The 18,341-nt window shown below is 69.8% G+C and carries 17 protein-coding genes; 1 reads left to right on the top strand and 16 read right to left on the bottom strand.

The window, feature by feature from the left end; translation table 11 throughout:
• Positions 1 to 5: 5 nt before the first annotated feature.
• The 14 genes from hflX to KV106_RS15185 form a co-directional block, all read right to left on the bottom strand.
• Positions 6 to 1,175: a GTPase HflX gene (gene hflX / locus KV106_RS15120; protein ID WP_057594720.1), complete on the bottom strand. Its 1,170-nt coding sequence runs from the start codon at positions 1,173 to 1,175 to the stop codon at positions 6 to 8.
• Between the two features lie 58 nt (positions 1,176 to 1,233).
• Entirely contained in the window at positions 1,234 to 1,479 is a 246-nt protein-coding gene (hfq, locus tag KV106_RS15125) for an RNA chaperone Hfq (RefSeq protein ID WP_056582504.1), read from the bottom strand.
• 161 nt (positions 1,480 to 1,640) lie between these two features.
• Positions 1,641 to 2,987 (bottom strand): ribosome biogenesis GTPase Der, encoded by a 1,347-nt coding sequence (der, locus tag KV106_RS15130; RefSeq protein WP_057594719.1) that lies wholly within the window; start codon positions 2,985 to 2,987, stop codon positions 1,641 to 1,643.
• 50 nt (positions 2,988 to 3,037) lie between these two features.
• Positions 3,038 to 4,180: an outer membrane protein assembly factor BamB gene (gene bamB, locus KV106_RS15135; protein ID WP_261210912.1), complete on the bottom strand. Its 1,143-nt coding sequence runs from the start codon at positions 4,178 to 4,180 to the stop codon at positions 3,038 to 3,040.
• Between the two features lie 12 nt (positions 4,181 to 4,192).
• Positions 4,193 to 4,885 (bottom strand): YfgM family protein, encoded by a 693-nt coding sequence (locus KV106_RS15140; RefSeq protein WP_057594717.1) that lies wholly within the window; start codon positions 4,883 to 4,885, stop codon positions 4,193 to 4,195.
• An 89-nt stretch (positions 4,886 to 4,974) separates the two neighbouring features.
• The gene (gene hisS, locus KV106_RS15145; protein WP_261210913.1) at positions 4,975 to 6,312 is read right to left on the bottom strand and encodes a histidine--tRNA ligase; all 1,338 of its coding nucleotides are present in this window, start codon (positions 6,310 to 6,312) and stop codon (positions 4,975 to 4,977) included.
• A 13-nt stretch (positions 6,313 to 6,325) separates the two neighbouring features.
• A complete protein-coding gene (gene ispG / locus KV106_RS15150) occupies positions 6,326 to 7,582 on the bottom strand; it encodes a flavodoxin-dependent (E)-4-hydroxy-3-methylbut-2-enyl-diphosphate synthase (protein ID WP_409976528.1) in 1,257 nt (418 codons plus the stop codon).
• Positions 7,583 to 7,596: 14 nt separating this feature from the next.
• A complete protein-coding gene (locus KV106_RS15155; protein WP_261210915.1) occupies positions 7,597 to 8,547 on the bottom strand; it encodes a helix-turn-helix domain-containing protein in 951 nt (316 codons plus the stop codon).
• Positions 8,540 to 9,391 carry a type IV pilus biogenesis/stability protein PilW gene (pilW, locus tag KV106_RS15160; protein ID WP_261210916.1) on the bottom strand — a complete coding sequence of 284 codons (852 nt, stop codon included), beginning with the start codon at positions 9,389 to 9,391 and terminating at the stop codon, positions 8,540 to 8,542. The genes KV106_RS15155 and pilW overlap by 8 nt, the downstream gene beginning before the upstream one ends.
• Positions 9,392 to 9,395: 4 nt before the next feature.
• Positions 9,396 to 10,571: a dual-specificity RNA methyltransferase RlmN gene (rlmN, locus tag KV106_RS15165; protein WP_057594713.1), complete on the bottom strand. Its 1,176-nt coding sequence runs from the start codon at positions 10,569 to 10,571 to the stop codon at positions 9,396 to 9,398.
• Positions 10,572 to 10,592: 21 nt separating this feature from the next.
• Positions 10,593 to 11,018: a nucleoside-diphosphate kinase gene (ndk, locus tag KV106_RS15170; protein WP_019653122.1), complete on the bottom strand. Its 426-nt coding sequence runs from the start codon at positions 11,016 to 11,018 to the stop codon at positions 10,593 to 10,595.
• A gap of 158 nt (positions 11,019 to 11,176) precedes the next feature.
• Positions 11,177 to 13,027, bottom strand: coding sequence for a pseudouridine synthase (locus KV106_RS15175; protein WP_261210917.1), 1,851 nt, complete (start codon positions 13,025 to 13,027; stop codon positions 11,177 to 11,179).
• Positions 13,024 to 13,917, bottom strand: a complete 894-nt coding sequence (gene scpB, locus KV106_RS15180) for an SMC-Scp complex subunit ScpB (protein WP_261210918.1) — start codon at positions 13,915 to 13,917, stop codon at positions 13,024 to 13,026. The genes KV106_RS15175 and scpB overlap by 4 nt, the downstream gene beginning before the upstream one ends.
• 136 nt (positions 13,918 to 14,053) lie before the next feature.
• The gene (locus KV106_RS15185) at positions 14,054 to 15,079 is read right to left on the bottom strand and encodes an RluA family pseudouridine synthase (RefSeq protein WP_057597451.1); all 1,026 of its coding nucleotides are present in this window, start codon (positions 15,077 to 15,079) and stop codon (positions 14,054 to 14,056) included.
• Positions 15,080 to 15,093: 14 nt separating this feature from the next.
• Between KV106_RS15185 and KV106_RS15190 the strand changes: the two genes are divergently transcribed.
• On the top strand, positions 15,094 to 15,897 hold the full coding sequence (locus KV106_RS15190; protein ID WP_057597452.1) for an outer membrane protein assembly factor BamD: 804 nt from the start codon (positions 15,094 to 15,096) through the stop codon (positions 15,895 to 15,897).
• Between the two features lie 80 nt (positions 15,898 to 15,977).
• On the opposite strand, the gene KV106_RS15195 is transcribed toward KV106_RS15190, so the two are convergent.
• Complete coding sequence (locus KV106_RS15195; protein ID WP_261210919.1) at positions 15,978 to 18,140, bottom strand: ATP-dependent DNA helicase; 2,163 nt, start codon at positions 18,138 to 18,140, stop codon at positions 15,978 to 15,980.
• Positions 18,137 to 18,340 carry a YdcH family protein gene (locus tag KV106_RS15200; RefSeq protein ID WP_057597458.1) on the bottom strand — a complete coding sequence of 68 codons (204 nt, stop codon included), beginning with the start codon at positions 18,338 to 18,340 and terminating at the stop codon, positions 18,137 to 18,139. The genes KV106_RS15195 and KV106_RS15200 overlap by 4 nt, the downstream gene beginning before the upstream one ends.
• Position 18,341: the final 1 nt, after the last annotated feature.

An 18,341-nucleotide genomic window follows, 5' to 3' on the forward strand; every position in this document is an offset into this window, starting at 1 on the left:
CCCAATCAATGGGTGGCACCGTGCAATTCAGCGTCACCCTCAGGGGTCATGGTATCGGCGATCGAGCCCGAGAGGCGGGCCAGCTCCGCGCGCAGCAGGGGCAGGCCCTCGCCGCTGCGGGCACTCAGGAAGATGCGCGGAACCTGCACGCCGTCGATGTCCATGTCGTCCTGCAGATGCAGCGGACGTTGCGTGCTTTCAAGGGCATCGAGCTTGTTGAAGACCAGCAATTGCGGCACGGCATCGGCGCCGATCTCGCGCAGCACCGTCTGCACCTCGGCCATCTGCTCAGGATGGTGCGGGTTGGAGGCATCGACCACGTGCAGCAGCAGGTCGGCATCGACCGCCTCCTGCAAGGTCGCCTTGAAGGCGTCGACCAGGCCGTGCGGCAGGTCGCGGATGAAGCCCACGGTGTCGGAGATCGACACCTGCCGGCGCGCATCGCCCAGGTAGAGGTTGCGCGTGGTGGTGTCGAGCGTGGCGAACAGCTGGTCGGCCGCGTAGGCGCGGGCCTTCACGAGCGCATTGAACAGCGAGGACTTGCCCGCGTTGGTGTAGCCCACCAGCGAGATGTTGAAGGTCTCGCGGCGCTCGCGCTGGCGGCGTTGCGTGCCGCGCTGCTTCTGCACCTTGGCCAGGCGCTCGCGCGTGCGCTTGATCGACTCGGCGATCATCCGGCGGTCGAGCTCGATCTGCTTCTCGCCCGGGCCGCCGCGCACGCCGGCACCGCCGGTCTGGCGCTCCAGGTGGGACCAGCGGCGCACGAGGCGCGTGCTCAGGTACTGCAGGCGGGCGAGCTCGACCTGCAGCTTGCCTTCGTGCGAGCGCGCGCGCTGCGCGAAGATCTCGAGGATGAGGAAGGTCCGGTCGTACACCGCGACGTCGAGCTGGCGCTCGAGGTTGCGCTGCTGGGCCGGGCTCAGCGACTGGTCGAAGATGACCTCGCTCGCGCGATGCATCGCGGCGAGCTCCTTGATCTCGTCGGCCTTGCCGCTGCCCACGAAAAGCGCCGCGTCGGGCACCTTGCGCTTGCACACGAGGCGCGCCACGGGCGAGAGGCCCGCGGTTTGCGCGAGCAGGCCGAGTTCTTCGAGTTCGCTGTCGAAATGGGGCAGCCCGAAGTCGACGCCGACGAGAACGACGGCGCCTTCCTGGCGGGAATTCAGTTCAGACAAGCGGTATCAGAAAAGGGGAAAAGCGCGGCGGGTTTGACACCGCCGCGCTCCGCGCCGATCAGGCTGCGGCGTCGTCGTTCTCGTTGGCCGAGAAGTTGACGGCACGACCCGGCACGATGGTGGAAATGGCGTGCTTGTAGACCATCTGTGTCACCGTGTTGCGAAGCAGCACGACGTACTGGTCGAAAGACTCGATCTGACCCTGCAGCTTGATACCGTTCACCAAATAAATGGAAACCGGCACATGCTCGCGACGCAGTGTGTTCAGAAACGGGTCTTGTAGAAGTTGCCCTTTATTGCTCACGATATTCTCCGTGTTCAAGAGTAGTTGTTGGAAAAGGGACCTTAACACAGGCCTCCCGCGCTGCAGCATTCCGCGCCAAAAGCCTTTGAAAAATAACGGTTCTCAAAAGACGGAACTTCCGCCGCGACGCCCGCTCAACGGCCGCCAACGGCGCCCAAGGCTCACTCGTCCTTGTCGGCGTAAGGATTGTGGGAGCTCTTGAATTCGATCCGCAATGGCGTTCCCACCAGGTCGAATTCCTTGCGGAAGCGCCCTTCTAGAAAGCGCTTGTAGGCATCGGTCACGTGCTCGAGCGAATTGCCGTGGATCACGATCAGCGGCGGATTCATGCCGCCCTGGTGCGCATAGCGCAGCTTGGGCCGGAACATGCCGGTGCGCTTGGGCGTCTGGAATTGCACCGCCTCGAGCAAGAGCCGGGTCAGCACCGGCGTCGACATCTTGCGCGTGGCCGACTTGTGGGCCTGCGCAATGGCCTGCCACAGCGGTCCCAGGCCCTGGCGCTTGATGGCCGAGATGAAATGCAGCGCGGCGAACTTGAGGAACACCAGCCGGGTCTCGATCTGGCGCTGGATCTGCTCGCGCTGGTAGCTGTCAACCGCGTCCCACTTGTTGATGGCGATCACCACCGCGCGGCCGCTCTCGAGGATGTAGCCCGCGATGTGGGCGTCCTGGTCGGTCACGCCCTGGGTGGCGTCGAGCAGCAGCAGCACGACATTGGCCGACTCGATGGCCTGCAGCGTCTTGACCACCGAGAACTTCTCGATCGCCTCGAACACCCTGCCCTTGCGGCGCAAGCCGGCGGTGTCGATCAGCTCGAAGCGCTGGCCGTTGCGCTCGAAGGGCACCGAGATCGCGTCGCGCGTGGTGCCGGGCATGTCGAAGGCGACCAGCCGCTCCTCGCCGAGCCAGGTGTTGATCAGCGTGGACTTGCCGACGTTCGGCCGCCCCGCCACCGCGAGCTTGATCGGCTTGTTGACGTCGTCCTCGCCATCCTCGTCGTCCTCGGGTTCGGGCAGGTTCAGCGATTCGAGCGCCAGCTCGACCAGGCTGCGGATGCCCTGCCCGTGCGCGGCCGAAACGCCGTGCACCTCGCCCAGACCCAACTCGTAGAAGTCGACCAGCTTGGCGCCGTCGCGCATGCCCTCGGACTTGTTGGCCACCAGGATGCAGGGCTTGCCCAGCCGGCGCAGCTCGTTGGCGATGTCGTGGTCCTGCGCCGACAGCCCCTCGCGGGCATCGACCACGAACACCACGACGTCGGCCTCGGCCACGGCCTGGCGCGTCTGCTTGGCCATCTCCTTGAAGATGCCGCTGCCCGCGTCGGGTTCGAAGCCGCCGGTGTCGATGACGATGAATTCGTGCTTGCCCAGCCGGCCGTTGCCGTAGTGGCGGTCGCGCGTCAGCCCGGCGAAGTCCGCCACGATGGCGTCGCGCGACTGGGTCAGCCGGTTGAACAGCGTGGACTTGCCGACGTTGGGACGGCCCACCAGGGCCATGACGGGTTTCATGGCCGCTCCTTCGCGGATTCGCAATTCATGGCCATGCCCTGCAGCAAAGATCAGTCGGGACGGTAGCCGAAGACACCGCCGTTGGCCGTGACGACGACCACCGTGTTGCCCACGACCACGGGCGCGGCCGCGATGGCCGAGCCATCGGGCGTGGTACGGTTCAGCAGGCCGCCGTTCTCGCGCGAGACGAACAGCAGCAGGCCGGTGCTCTCGCCGATGACCAGCGAGCGGCCCACGGCCAGCGGCGCGGTCAGCGTGCGGTTCTTGAAGGTGGTGGTCTGCCAGGCGCGTTCGCCGTCGGCACGGCGCCAGGCGGTGACGCTGCCGTCGGCCTCGGTGCCGTAGACGAAACCGTCGTCCCCGCCCAGGCCTTCGGCGCCCGACGCCGGCTTGCTCCAGACCAGCGCGCCGCGCAGCGTGTCGACGCAGCCGACGCTGGCGTAGTAGGCGCGCGCGCAGACGGTGTCGCCCACGCGGCTCACGCTGCCGGTCAGGTCGACCAGGCGCTCGACGTCGTTGGTGCCGCGCGGGGCCGCGATCGGCGATTCCCAGCGCGAGGTGCCGTTCGATGGGTTGATGCCCGCCAGGCGGCCGCCGATGCCGGCCACCAGGGTGTCGCCGACGGCCAGCAGCACGCCCGGCTTCTTGAGCACGAGGTTCTCGCCGGTGCGCTGCTGCGACCAGAGGCGACGGCCGCTCTCGCCGTCCCAGGCACTGAGGTTGCGGTCGGCGGTCTGCACGAAGACGCGGCGACCGGCCACCAGCGGCGCGGTGAAGGCCTGGGCCGTTAGGCGCTGCTTCCAGATCACCTTGCCGCCCTGCAGCGCGACCAGCTCGTTGCCGGTGGTGACCACGGCGGTGATCGAGCCGTCGCTGCCCACGCCCGCCGCCAGCGGCGCGCCGACGCTGGCGCGCCAGGTCTCGCGGCCCGCGCGGGCGTCGATGCCGACCACGGTGCCGTCGGCCGCGGCCACGGTCACGATGTCGCCGCTGATGTCGGTGGTGAGCGGGAACTTGACCGCCGGGATCTTCACGCTCCAGGCCTGGCGCACGCCGATCAGCGAGGCATTGGTCGGCAGTTCGGCCGGCTTCGGCTTGGAAGTGCCCGAGCAGGCGGCCAGGACCGCGACCAGGACAAGAGCGGACCCCGCGCGCACGGCGGTCGATTCAGGCATGAAACGCATGAAATTCATGATGGCGGGCGATCAGGATTTGGCAGGAACTGCGGGAGTGACGGTGATGGCGGGCGCCAGGCTCCTGGGGTCGACGCCGACCGCATTGAGCTTGAATTCGACCAGCCGGCGATATTCGGAGGCGGCGCCGAGGCCGGTCCAGGCCTTGCGGTACTCGGCCTGCGCCTCGTCGCGCTTGCCCTGGGCCAGGTAGATGTCGCCCTTGCGGTCGGCCACCAGCGGCTCGAATTCCTTCGGCACGTTGCCCGAGAGCTGCTTGAGCGCGTCGTCGTAGGACTTGGCGTCGAGCAGTTCGGCCGCGAGGCGCAGCTTGGCGATGGCCTGGTAGCCGGGGTCGGTGGCCTTGTCGGCCACCCAGCCGAGCGCGGCGCGCGAAGCTTCGGCATTGCCCTTGTCGTAGAGCGTCTTGGCAGCCAGCAGGCCGGCCTGCTGCGCATAGGCGGTGCCAGCGAAGCGTTCCTTCATGTCGTTGAACACGCGCTCGATGCGGGCGGCGTCGCCCGACTGGGCGCTGCGCTCGACCTCGTCGTACAGCGCCGCCGCCTGGGCCGCCTTGCTGCGCTGGAAGTACTGCCAGCCGTTCCAGGCCACGAAGGCACCGGCGACGAGCAGCACGACCCAGGTGATCAGGGTGCCGTAGGTGTTCCAGAAATGCTTGAGCTGGTCGAGCTGTTCCTGTTCTTCGAGATCGAGATGGGTTGCCATGCGCTGTCAGTGGTTGGAAGGACTCGAGGCCGCGGTGCGCCGGGTGCGCCCGTGTGTTTTCATGATCCGCCTCCGTGAGGCTGAAAGACTCAAGTACGGGCCGATGATTCCCCGGGAGCCGGCGATTGTAGGGTGGCGGCCCAGCCGGCCACGTCCGCGAGCGGGCGGGCCACCTGCGAACCGCTGCCGTCGCGCAAGGATTTCACGGTGACTTCGCCGCGCGCCAGTTCGTCCTCGCCGAAGATCAGCGCATAGCGCGCGCCGCTCGCATCGGCCTTCTTGAACTGCGCCTTCATGCCGCCGCCGCCCGCGTGCTGCACCACGGCCACGCCGGCCGCGCGCAACTGCTCGAGCACCACCATCGCCTGCGGCAGTGCCGCGGCCGCGGGCACGATGGCATAGGCCGCGGGCGCGCTGCCCGGCACCGGCAGGCCGAGTTCCTGGATCAGCAGCAGCAGCCGCTCGATGCCCAGGCCGAAACCCACGGCCGGCGCGGGCTTGCCGCCCATCTGGCCGATGAGGCCGTCGTAGCGGCCGCCGCCGCACACCGTGCCCTGCGAGCCGAGCTGGTCGGTGACCCACTCGAACACGGTCAGGTTGTAGTAGTCCATGCCGCGCACCAGGCGCGGGTTGACGCGGTAGGCCAGGCCCGCGGCATCGAGCACCGCGCGCACCGCGGCGAAGTGCGCGCGCGACTCCTCGCCGAGGAAGTCCATCAGCTGCGGCGCCGCCTCGACCATCGCCTGCATGGCGGGATTCTTGGTGTCGAGGATGCGCAGCGGATTGCTGTGCAGGCGGCGCTGCGCGTCGGCGTCGAGCAGCTCGGCATGCGCCTCGAAGTGGCGGATCAGCGCCTCGCGATGCGCCTGGCGCTCGGCCGGCTGGCCCAGGCTGTTGAGCTCGAGCCGCACGTGCTGGCCCTCGAGCAGCCCGAGCTCGCGCCACAGCGCGCGCACCATGAGGATCAGCTCGGCATCCACGTCCGGCCCCGCGAAGCCCAGCGCCTCGACGTCGAGCTGATGGAACTGGCGGTAGCGGCCCTTCTGCGGCCGCTCGTGGCGGAACATCGGGCCCAGGGTCCACAGCCGCAACGGGCCGTTGTAGAGCGCGTTGTGCTCGACCATGGCGCGCACGATGCCGGCCGTGGCCTCGGGGCGCAGCGTGAGCCTGTCGCCGTTCATCGAGTCGGTGAAGGAGTACATCTCCTTCTCGACGATGTCGGTCACCTCGCCGAGGCCGCGCACGAACAGCGCCGTGGGCTCGACCACCGGCGTGACGATGTACTGGTAGCCGTAGCGCGCGAGCAGCGAGCGCACCGTCTGCTCGAACCACGACCACAGGGCCGAGTCGGGCAGGCGGTCGGTGCGCGGCACGCTCGCCGGCAATATGTCGTTCATGCCTTTGACGGCATTGATCTTGTCAGCCATGGGAGAGGAGTGGTCAGGCGACGTCGGCAGCCTGGGGCTGGCCGAAGCGCTTTTCGATGTAGGTTTCGACGAGCTGGTGGAACTCGTTGGCGATATTGTCGCCGCGCAGCGTGAGGGCCTTTTCGCCGTCGATGAAGACCGGCGCGGCGGGCGCCTCGCCGGTGCCGGGCAGGCTGATGCCGATGTCCGCGTGCTTGCTCTCGCCGGGGCCGTTGACGATGCAGCCCATCACGGCCACCTTCATCGTCTCGACGCCCGGGTATTTCTTGCGCCAGACCGGCATCTGCAGGCGCAGGTAGTCGTCGATCTGCTTGGCCAGTTCCTGGAAGGTGGTGCTGGTGGTGCGCCCGCATCCCGGGCAGGCGGTGACGCTCGGCACGAAGATGCGCAGGCCCAGCGACTGCAGGATCTCGGAGGCGATCACCACCTCCTGCGTGCGCGACTCTCCGGGCTGCGGCGTGAGCGACACGCGGATGGTGTCGCCGATGCCTTCCTGCAGCAGGATCGACAGCGCGGTGGCCGAGGCCACCGTGCCCTTGGTGCCCATGCCGGCCTCGGTCAGGCCCAGGTGCAGCGGATAGTCGCAGCGCCGCGCGAGCTCGCGGTAGACCGAGATCAGGTCCTGCACGCCGCTGACCTTGCACGACAGGATGATCTGCTCGCCGGCCATGCCCATGGATTCGGCCAGCCTGGCGGATTCGATGGCCGAGGTGATCAGCGCCTCGTACATGACCTGCCTGGCGTCCCAGGGCTGCGCGCGCTGGCTGTTGGCGTCCATCAGGCTGGCCAGCAGCTCCTGGTCGAGGCTGCCCCAGTTCACGCCGATGCGCACCGGCTTGTTCCAGCGCATGGCCGCGTCGATCATCTGGCCGAACTGCCGGTCCTTCTTGTCGCCCTTGCCCACGTTGCCGGGGTTGATGCGGTACTTGCTCAGCGCCTCGGCGCAGGCCGGGTACTCGGTCAGCAGCCGGTGGCCGTTGTAGTGGAAGTCGCCGACCAGCGGCACGTCGATGCCCATGCGGTCGAGCTGCTCGCGGATGTAGGGCACCTGCGCCGCCGCCTCGGGCGTGTTGACCGTGATGCGGACCATTTCGGAGCCGGCCTGGGCCAGCTCCTTGACCTGGATCGCGGTGCCGATCGCGTCGACGGTGTCGGTGTTGGTCATCGACTGCACGCGCACCGGCGCATCGCCGCCGATCGTGACCACGCGCGGCCCCCAGACCACGCGGGCCTGGCGCGAGCGGCGCGCCTTGGGCGCCGCGGATTCGATCGGCTGGGGTTCGCTCACGATTTCACCTCGAAGCGCGCAACGCCGCCGTTGCGCGTGAAGGGTTTGAGATCGAAGGGCTTGCCGAGCACCTGCACGTCGACGCTCGACGCGCGCCCGACCACCACCGAGAGCGGCAGCGCCCCCGACAGCCCGACCGTCTCGCCGGCCAGCAGGCTGCGCCGCAGCAACTGCTTGCCCGCCGCGTCGGTCACGGTGATCCAGCATTCCTCGCGTGCCACGAAGACCAGCGCCTGGCCGCTCGCCGCGGCGGCGGATGCGGCCGCCGCCGGCGGCGTGGCCGCGGGCGCTGCCGCGACCGGCGCCGCGGGAGCCGGCACGACCGCGGGCGGGACGGCGCCGACCGCCGCGGCCGGAACCGGCACGTTCTCGGTCGCGACGCCCGGCGTGCCGCCGCTGGCCGCGGGAGGCTCTCCGGCGTTGGGGCCGATTTCGGCCGCGCCGCGCGCCGTGATGCGCGACACCGTGGCACCGATGCGGTCGAACACCGACTGCGGCAGCCAGAAGATCGCGGCCGCGCCGACCAGCAGCAACGCGACCACGGTCAGCAGCGCGCGCGACGGCAGCCCGGCCGAACGGCCGCTGCCCCAGCGCGAGGTGCCCGAGACGATGTGGGTCTTCAAATTGCGGTCGGCCATCGCCACCGCGGCCTTGGGCGCACCCGGCAGCTTGGCGAGCACCGGCGCCGGATCGACGCGCAGCGCGCGGCAGACGCTGCTGGCCAGCGCGCGCGCGAACACCGGATCGGGCAAGGCGGCGATGTCGTCGGCCTCGAGCGCCAGCAGCTTCTGCGCCGACACCTTGAGCGCGGCCGCGACCATCTCGATGTGCAGGCCGTGCGCCTCGCGTGCCTCGCGCAGCATGGTGCCGGCGGACTTGTCGCTGTTGTCGGCTTCCTCGAGCGGGACCACCGCGGAAGTGCCGAATTCGGAAACCCGTTCAGTCATTGAAATTCCCGCGCTCGAACGCCGAAGCTTCGCGCGACTGCGGGAAGCGGCGCTGCAGCTGCCCGCCCAGCTGCGCGACCGCCTCGCGGTTGTTGAGACTGCGCTCGATCTTGATCCCCAGCCACAGGGTTTCGGCGTTGGCCGAGGGACCGTTGTTGACGCGGCGCACGTAGAACTGCGCGCGCGACCATTCCCCGCGCTTCGCGAGCAGCGAGGCGAGGTTGAAGCCGACCACCGGATTGCCGGCATCGATCTCGTAGGCCGCCTGCAGCGAGCGCTCGGCCTCGACGGGCTGGCCCGCGCGCATCTCGCACAGGCCCTGCGTCATCAGCGTCTTGGCGCGTTCGGCATAGGCCGGCGTGGCCAGCGCCTCGGTGAATTGCTGGGCCGCGTCGCGGTAGCGGTTCTGCTGGCACAGCAGCCAGCCGTAGTTGTGGCGCGTGTTGCCGTCGCGTGGATTGAGCGCCAGCGCGCGGCGGAAGCTGTCCTCGGCCAGGCCGGCGTCTTCCATGCGCATGTAGACCAGCCCGCGCAGCGCGAAGGCATCGGCGTAGTTGGGATCGGCGTTGAGCGCCTGCTTGATCTCGTCGAGCGCCACGGTGTTCTGGCCATGCTCGAAATAGCCGGCCGCGAGCTCCATGCGCAGGCGGGCGCGACGGCGCGCATTCGACTCGTCCGACTCGGTGACGAGCTGGGCGCCCGAGGGCGAACTGGCCGAATCGAGGCTGGTGGTCGTGGTGCGGGTGTTCACGCACCCCGAGAGCAGCAGCGCCGCGATGCCCGCGACACTGGCGGCCAGCACGCGTTGCAGCCCGGCGCTCGCCGTCGGAAAAGCCATGCTCATCGGTTCAATGCTCCTGGGAGGCGGTGGAGGCGGTCTTGCGGACCGGATGCAACACGACCGTTCGCTCCGTTCCCGAGGCGGACGACGCCAGGCGGCGCTGCGCCATGCGCTCGGCCGCGCGGGTGCGGTCCTTGACGTCGCCGGCCAGTTGGCCGCAGGCGGCGTCGATGTCGTCGCCGCGCGTCTTGCGCACCGTGGTCACCAGGCCGGCTTCGCTCAGCATCTTCGCGAAGGCCAGCACGCGCGGCTGCGGCGAGCGCAGCAGGCCCGAGGCTGGGAACGGGTTGAACGGGATCAGGTTGAACTTGCACGACACGCCGTGCGTGCGCACCAGCTCGATGAGCTGGCGCGCATGTTCGGGCTGGTCGTTGACGCCGTCGAGCATGCAGTACTCGAAGGTGATGAAGTCGCGCGGCGCGTGCGCGAGGTAGCGCTTGCAGGCCTCGAGCAGCTCGGCGATCGGGTACTTGCGGTTCAGCGGCACCAGGTCGTCGCGCAGCGGATCGTTGGGAGCGTGCAGCGAGACGGCGAGCGCCACCGGGCAGTCGGCGCCCAGGCGGTCGATCATCGGCACCACGCCCGAGGTCGAGACCGTGACGCGGCGGCGCGAGAGGCCGTAGCCGTTGTCGTCGAGCATGGTGCGCAGCGCGGGCACCAGCGCCGAATAGTTCTGCAGCGGCTCGCCCATGCCCATCATCACCACGTTGGAGATGACGCGCTCGTCGCGCTTCAGGTGCTTGCGCAGGAAGTGCTCGGCGAACCACAGCTGGGCGACGATCTCGCCCGTGCTCAGGTTGCGGCTGAAGCCCTGGTGGCCGGTCGAGCAGAAGCGGCAGCCGACCGCGCAGCCGGCCTGGGACGACACGCACAGCGTGCCGCGGTCGTCCTCGGGAATGAAGACGGCTTCGACGGCATTGCCGTCACCGACGTCGAACAGCCACTTGATCGTGCCGTCCTTGGATTCGTGCTGGGTGATGACCGGCAGCGCCTCGACGCGCGCGGTCGTCGCGAGCTTCTCGCGCAGCGACTTGGCCAGATCGGTCATCTGGGAGAAGTCGCTGGCGCCACGCTGGTGGATCCAGCGGAACAGCTGCGTGGCGCGGAATTTCTTCTCGCCGAGTTTTTCGCAGAACGCAGCCAACCCCTCGAGATCGAAATCGAGCAGGTTGGCCGTGGTCATGGATTCGGTCGAGATACGGCTTCAGCGTGCGTAGACGTTGAGGCCGGCGAAGAAGAACGCCACTTCGTTGGCGGCGGTTTCGGGAGCGTCCGAACCGTGCACGGCGTTGGCGTCGATGCTGTCGGCGAAGTCGGCGCGGATGGTGCCGGCGGCGGCCTTCTTCGGGTCGGTGGCGCCCATGAGGTCACGGTTCTTGGCGATCGCGTTCTCGCCTTCGAGCACTTGCACGAACACCGGGCCCGAGATCATGAACTCGACCAGGTCCTTGAAGAAGGGACGCTCCTTGTGCACGGCGTAGAACTGCTCGGCTTCGTTGCGCGAGAGGTGGACCAGCTTGGCGGCCACGATCTTCAGGCCGGCGGCCTCGAAGCGGGAAACGATCTTGCCGATGACGTTCTTGGCGACGGCGTCGGGCTTGATGATGGAGAGGGTACGTTCGATAGCCATGGAAGTGCTTTCTGAGCTTGCTTGATTCTGAAGTTTTTTGTCACAACTGCAACGATATTGTTGCGCCGTATCCCGACAAAGCCCGCGATTTTAACCGGCGGGATTCACCACCTTGGTGAAAACCCCGCGAAAGGCCGCGCGGGCGCGGCTGTTTTTGTTCAGCGTCCGCGGCGCCGGCCACCGCCGCCGCCCTGCCCGCCGAAACCACCGCCGCCGCCGCCCCCGCCGCCCCCGCCGCCGCGGCGGCCGGAACCGCCCTGGCGTTGTTCCTTGCGCTGCCGCGTGAAGCTGTCGGCGCCGATGTAGCCGAGCGAGGTCTTCATCGGATCGGGCTGGTTGGCGCCGCTCGGCGGACGGTCGTCGCCGCCCTGCCGGTTGCGATTGCCGCCGTTGTTGTTGCGCCGGCCCTGCTGTTGCTGCGGCGGACCGCCGTTGCCGCCGCCCGGGCCGCGGTTGTTGCGCGGGCCGCGCGGCGCTCGCGCCTCGCCCATCGGGCTCGGGATCGGACCGTCGTCGCGCGCCTGGGCACCGCCACCGTTGCGGCCGCCGCGGCGCTTCTTGTTGCGCCCGTTGCGACCACCGCCGCCGTCCTGGCCCTGGCCGCGTTGCTGCTGCGGGCCCGGCCGCGCGGGCGCGCCGCCCGAGGCCTGGAACAGCGCGCGGATGTCGCGCTCGTCGAGCTCCATCCAGGCGCCGCGCTTGAGGCCGCGCGGCAGCACCATCGCGCCGTAGCGGATGCGGATCAGCCGGCTGACCGCATGGCCCACCGACTCGAACAGCCGGCGCACCTCGCGGTTGCGGCCTTCGGAGATGGTGACGCGGTACCAGCAGTTGGAGCCTTCGCCGCCGCCGTCCTCGATGGTGCCGAACTGCGCCATGCCATCGTCGAGGCGCACGCCGTCGAGCAGCTTCTGGCGTTCCTCGGCGCTGAGCGCGCCGAGCACGCGCACCGCGTACTCGCGCTCCAGGCCGAAACGCGGATGCATCAGCTGATTGGCCAGGTCGCCCGAGCTGCTGAACAGCAGCAGGCCTTCGGTGTTCAGGTCGAGCCGGCCGACCGACTGCCACTTGCCCTGGTGCAGGCGCGGCAGCTTGCGGAACACGGTCGGGCGGTTCTGCGGGTCGTCGTGCGTGACGACCTCGCCCACGGGCTTGTGATAGGCGATCACGCGCGGCGGCGGCGGCGCGATCCGGTAGCGGATCGGCTTGCCGTTGATCTTGACCTGGTCGCCGTACTGGATGCGCTGGCCGATGTGGGCCGGTTCGTTGTTGACCGAGATGCGGCCCTGCAGGATCAGTTGCTCCATCTCCAGGCGCGAGCCGAGCCCGGCCTGCGCGAGCACCTTGTGCAGCTTGGGCGAATCGGCCTCGGGCAGCAGCACGCGCTTGAGCGGCGGCACCTCGGGGCTGTCCTCGTCGGCGTCGAACTGGCCCGAGATCACGTCGGCGAAGCGGATCGGCTCGGGCGGCGGCGCGTTGCGCTGCTCGCGCTCGGCAGCGCGGCGGGCGCGATCGAGGTCGTCCTCCTCGTCGTCGGGGTCTTCCTCGTCTTCGTCGTCGTCGGAGCGGTCGTCCGAGTCTTCCTCGTCGCGCGACTGGGCACGCACCGGCTCGGCACGAGCGGGCGCGGGCTCGGGTTCCGGCTCGGGCGCCGGCGCCACGACGGGCTCGGGTGCCGCTTCGAGCGCGGGCGGCTCGGATTCGGCCGCGGGCGCCTCGGCCACGGCCTTCGGCTTGCGCGGACGCTTCGGCTTGGCGGGCTTGGGCGGCTCCTCGGCGCTCTCGGCGGCCGCCACGGGCGCTTCAGGCTCGGCCACGGCCGGCGCCTCGGTGGCCTCCACGGCCTCCTTCTTGCGCCGCGGACGCCGCTTCGGTGCCGCGCCCTCCTCCGCCGTCGCTACGGTTTTCGCAGCATCACCCGCGGACTGGCCGGTCGTTTCCGGCGTGTTTTCATTGGACAAGGGGTCGATCGGCAGGATCGCCGCTTCGTCGGGATCGGATGAGCTCATGAGGTCTTTCCGGGGAGGACTGCGTCAGGATCGGTCGCGTCCGGCGACGGAGCGTCGGGATCGATGCGGGGTTCTTCGGTGGGTTCGGTATCGGCGGGAGCCTGGGCTTCCGTGGGGGCTGGCGGTTCGGCGTCCTCGCCTCGTTCGTCGAGGGGGACGGCATCGCCCGGCTCGGGAGCCATGCCGGGCGACGCTTCGTCCGCGACCGCCTGCCGGACTTCGGGCTGTTGTTCTTCTGCCGGGGTGGTGGGCACAGTCTGCGCCTCTTCCACCGCCACGGCAACCGCGGCGTCCTCGGCGGCCGGCTCGTCGATCGGCAGCGCCGGCTGGTCGCCGCCGCCCGCGCGCTCGAGCGAGTCGACCAGCGCCGCCTGCTGCGCCGGCGTCTCGATCACCGGGAGCTGGTCCAGCGAGGCCAGGCCGAGGTCGTCGAGGAACTGGCGCGTGGTCGCGTACAGCGCCGGGCGGCCCACCGTCTCGCGGTGGCCGATCACCTCGACCCAGTTGCGGTCCTCGAGCTGCTTGAGGATCAGCGAGTTGATGGTGACGCCGCGGATGTCTTCCATGTCGCCGCGCGTGACCGGCTGGCGGTAGGCAATGATGGCCAGGGTCTCGAGCGCCGCGCGGGTGTAGCGCGGCGGTTTCTCGGGGTGCAGGCGGTCGAGGTGGTCGCGCATCTCGGGCCGGCTCTGGAAGCGCCAGCCACTACCCACGCTGACCAGCTCGAGGCCGCGTTGCGTCCAGTCTTCCTGCAGCTCGAGGAGCAGCGACTTGATCGTGTCCACGCCCAGTTCGTCGTCGAACAGCACGCGCAATTCGCGCACCGGCAGCGGCTGGCTCGAACAGATCAAGGCGGTTTCGAGAATGCGCTTGGCATCCGCCGTATTCATGGTTCGCGTTGTCCGGGAAAAGGCGTCTTGGGGGACGCTTTTTTTGTTCAGAAGGATGGAAGGAGGCGTTGCCGGCACGCGGCGAGTGCAACGCGGGGCCGGCACCAAGCGGCCGGCGCGGCGGCCCTGGAGGCCGTCAGGCGCGATTGTAGTCCAGCCCCCAGGCCCGCAAGGCCTCGGCGAGATCGGCCGGCACGGGCGAATGCAGCGCGATCGGGGCCTGCGTGACCGGATGGACGAAGGCCAGCCGGAACGCGTGCAGCGCCTGCCGCGCGAGGCCCGCGGCGGGCGTGCCGCCATAGAGCGTGTCGCCCACCAGCGGATGGCCGATCGACGCCATGTGCACGCGGATCTGGTGCGTGCGGCCGGTCTCGAGGGTGCAGCGCACCACGCAGCCGCGCTCCTCGCTGTCCAGGCGCTCGATCAGGGTGCGGGCGGTCTTGCCGGCGTGCTGCTGCAGGTCGACCACCGCCATGCGCAGCCGGTTGCGCGGGTCGCGGCCGATGGCCGCGTCGACCTGGCGCGCGGCCGGGCCGGTCCAGGGCTTGTGGCCCAGCGCCAGGTACTGGCGCTTGACCTCGCGCGCGGCGATCAGCGCCACCAGCGCGTCCATGGCGGCGCGGGTGCGCGCGACCATCATCAGCCCGCTGGTGTCGCGGTCGAGGCGGTGCACGATGCCCGCGCGCGGCAGCAGCAGCGCCTTGGGATCGAGCGCGAGCAGGCCGTTGAGCAGCGTGCCGCTCCAGTGGCCCGGGGCGGGATGCACGACCAGGCCGGCCGGCTTGTCGATCACGCGCAGGTGCTCGTCCTCGTAGACGGTGACGATCTCCATCGGCTCGGGCCGGAAGGCCTGGCTCTGCGGCGTGGGGCGCAGTTCGATGCGCCCCGCCTGCCCGGCCCGCACGGCCGCCGAGGCCTTGGTGGCGGCGCGGCCCTGCAGCTCGACGGCGCCGGCCTCGATGAGCTGCTGCAGGTAGCTGCGCGAGAACTCGGGAACCAACGCGGCCAGCGCGCGATCCAGCCGCAGTCCGTGCTGCGCGGGGTCGACGACGAAATCCCGCCACTCGCTGGCTTCGGACGGATCGGCGCCCTCGTCGAGCTCGGCCGCCTCCGGGGAGTTGTCGCGGGGGTCGGTCGATATAATTGAGGGCAACTGTTTCACGAAAGCCGCATGTGATGATTCGCGCCAAATTATCGGTCCCAGCCTGGATGGCGCTCAGCGCCCTCGCGCTGCTCGCCGGCTGTTCGAGCACCAAGGACGACAAGACCGCGACCTGGAGCCCCAACCGGATCTACGCGGAAGCCAAGGACGAAGCCGGTTCCGGCGCCTACGACAAGGCCGTGCCGCTGTACGAGAAGCTCGAGGGCCGCGCCGCCGGCACGCCGCTGGCGCAGCAGGCCCAGCTCGAGAAGGCCTACGCCCAGTACAAGGGCGGCGACAAGGCCGCCGCGGTCTCCACCATCGACCGCTTCCTGAAACTGCACCCCGCCAGCCCCGCGCTCGACTACGCGCTGTACCTCAAGGGCGTGATCAACTTCAACGACGACCTCGGCATGTTCGCGTTCCTCACGCGCCAGGACCTGTCGGAGCGCGACCAGAAGGCGGCCAAGGAGTCGTTCGAATCGTTCAAGGAGCTGGTCACCCGCTTCCCCGAGTCGCGCTACACGCCCGATGCGCGCCAGCGCATGAACTACATCGTGAACTCGCTCGCCCAGTACGAGGTTCACGTGGCGCGCTACTACTACTCGCGCGGCGCCTACCTGGCGGCCATCAACCGCGCCCAGAGCGCGATCGCCGACTACCGCGAAGTGCCCGCCGTCGAGGAAGCGCTCTACATCATCGTGCGCTCGTACGACGCGCTCGGCATGAACGACCTGCGCGACGACGCGCAGCGCGTGCTGACCTCCAACTACCCGCAGAGCACCTACCTGACCCAGGGCTTCAAGACCAAGGACGATCCCTGGTGGAAGATGTGGTGATCGCAACGGCCAGCCATCTCGGCTGACCCCGCACCCAAGCCCGATGGCGCGAGCCCTCGGGCTTTTTCATTGCGCGCGCGTCAGTCCTGCACCGGCACGCTCAGGTCCGCGATCGCCGCGTCGAGATCGGCCTCGGTCTCGAGCCGCCGCATCGGCGGCAGCGCACCGAGCAGGCGCCGGCCATAGCCCATCGCGACCAGGCGCGTGTCGCAGATCACCAGCACGCCGCTGTCGGTCTCGCGCCGGATCAACCGCCCCGCCCCCTGCTTGAGCGCCACCGCGGCCTCGGGCAGCGAGTAGTCGCCGAACGAGCTGCGGCCCTGCGCCTCGAGCCGCTGCGAGCGCGCCTCGACCAGCGGATCGTTGGGCGGCGGGAACGGCAGCTTGTCGATCACCACCAGCTGCAAGGCATCGCCGGGGGCGTCGAAACCCTCCCAGAACGAGGCCGAGGCCACCAGCACGCAGCCGGGGCGGCCCATCGTGTCGCCCTCGCGGAAGCGGTCCATCAGCACCCGCTTGGGCAGTTCGCCCTGCACCAGCACCTCGGGCCGCCGCTCGATGCCCAGGCGCTCGATCTGCTGGCGGATCTCGTCGCCCACGGTGCGCAGCGCGCGCAGCGTGGTGGTCAGCACCAGCGTGCGGCCGCCGAGCGCGCCGGCGCCGCGCGCGGCCAGTTGCGCCACGCGCAGGCTGTGCGAGGGCTCGTTGGGCTTGGGGAAGGCGCGCGGCACGTAGAGCGCGGCCTGCGCGGCGTAGTCGAAGGGACTGCGCACGCGCAGCACCTCCGCGTCCTCGAGGCCGCAAGGTTCGGTGAACCAGCGCAGCGTGGGATCGTCGCCCAGCGTGGCGGAGGTGAAGACCCAGGCGCGGCGGCGGCGCTCGGCGGCCGCTGGCTCGGGCTCGTGCGCGCGCGACGGCTCCTCGTCGTCGTCATCGCCGCCGCCCTGCGCATCGAGCCAGGCCTCGTAGTCGTCGACGGCCTCGCGAGCGCCGGGCGCCGGCGCCTCGTCGTCGCGCGGCTTGGCGATCTTGAGCACGCGCGTGCGCATGGCCTCCGCGATGTCGAGCGGCGACTCCACCAGCCGCAGCTGCGTGCCCACGTCGACCCAGCGCACCGACTCCGGCGCGCAGGCGCGCGCGAACTTGGCGGCGCGCTTCGCGAGCTCGCGCGCGCGCTCGAGCAGCCGCACGAAATCGGGCGACAGCTCGCTCACGGTGTCGAGCCCTTCGGCCGCTTCCTCGAAGGCGATCTGCAGCGTGTCGAGCGCGCCCTGCCATTCGTGCTCGCCGATGCCCTCGGGCGAAGGCCCGGCCCAGCGCAGCTTCGCGCCCGGCCACTGCTTGCCCACCGCCAGCCGCAGCTCGCGCGCCGCGCGCTCGAGCCCGGCCACGATGCCTTGCCAGTCGACCAGGCCGCGCGCATGCGTGAGGCCGGCCGCGAGCACGTCGCGCGCGAAGTCGAGTGCCTGCCCGGTGCCGAGGTTGGTGCCGAGGAACTGCACGCCGGTCTCGTTGAGCTGGTGCGCCTCGTCGAAAACCACCACGCTGACGCTCGGCAGCAGCTCGGCCATGCCGGTCTCGCGCACCGCGAGATCGGCGAAGAACAGGTGATGGTTGATGACCACCACGTCGGCCGCCAGCGCCTCGCGCCGCGCGAGGTTGACGTGGCAGGGCTTGAACTGCGGGCACTGCGCGCCCAGGCAGTTCTCGCGCGTGGAACTCACCAGCGGGATCAGCGGCGAGCGCTCGTCGAGCCCCGGCAGTTCGGCCAGGTCGCCGGTGCGCGTGGCCTTGGACCATTGCTCGATCTTCGCCAGCGTGCGCAGGCTGCCGCGCTCGGGCAGCGAGGCATCGTGGCGCGCCATGTCGAGGCGGTGCAGGCAGAGGTAGCTGCCGCGGCCCTTGAGCAGCGCGGTGCGCACCGGCAGGCCCAGCGCCTCCACCAGCCGCGGCAGATCGCGGCCGAACAGCTGGTCCTGCAGCGCCTTGGTGGCGGTCGAGAGCAGCACGCGCTCGCCGCTCAGCAGCGCGGGCACCAGGTACGAGAAGGTCTTGCCGACGCCGGTGCCGGCCTCGACCACCAGCATGCCGCCCTGCTCGATGGTGCGTGCCACGGCCATCGCCATCTCGGTCTGGCCCGAGCGTTCGCGGAACTGCTCGGCCGCGCGCGACAGCACGCCGCCCTCGGAGAAGGCTTCGAGCACCTTCGATGCGAGCGTGTCTTCCAGGCCCACAGCACTCATGCCGGCTCCTTCGGATCGATCGCGTTCTCGAGCCGCACGATCTGGTCGCGCAGCGCGAGGCGGCGCTTCTTGAGGCGGCGCAGCAGCAGCTCGTCCTGCGGCACGACCTCGCTCAGGCCGTCGATGGACGCATCGAGATCCGCATGCTCGATGCGCAGCTCGATCAGCTGGCGGGAAAGGGAGTGGAGATTGGAATCCAAC

Source organism: Variovorax endophyticus, assembly GCF_025376855.1.
Taxonomy (GTDB): domain Bacteria; phylum Pseudomonadota; class Gammaproteobacteria; order Burkholderiales; family Burkholderiaceae_C; genus Variovorax.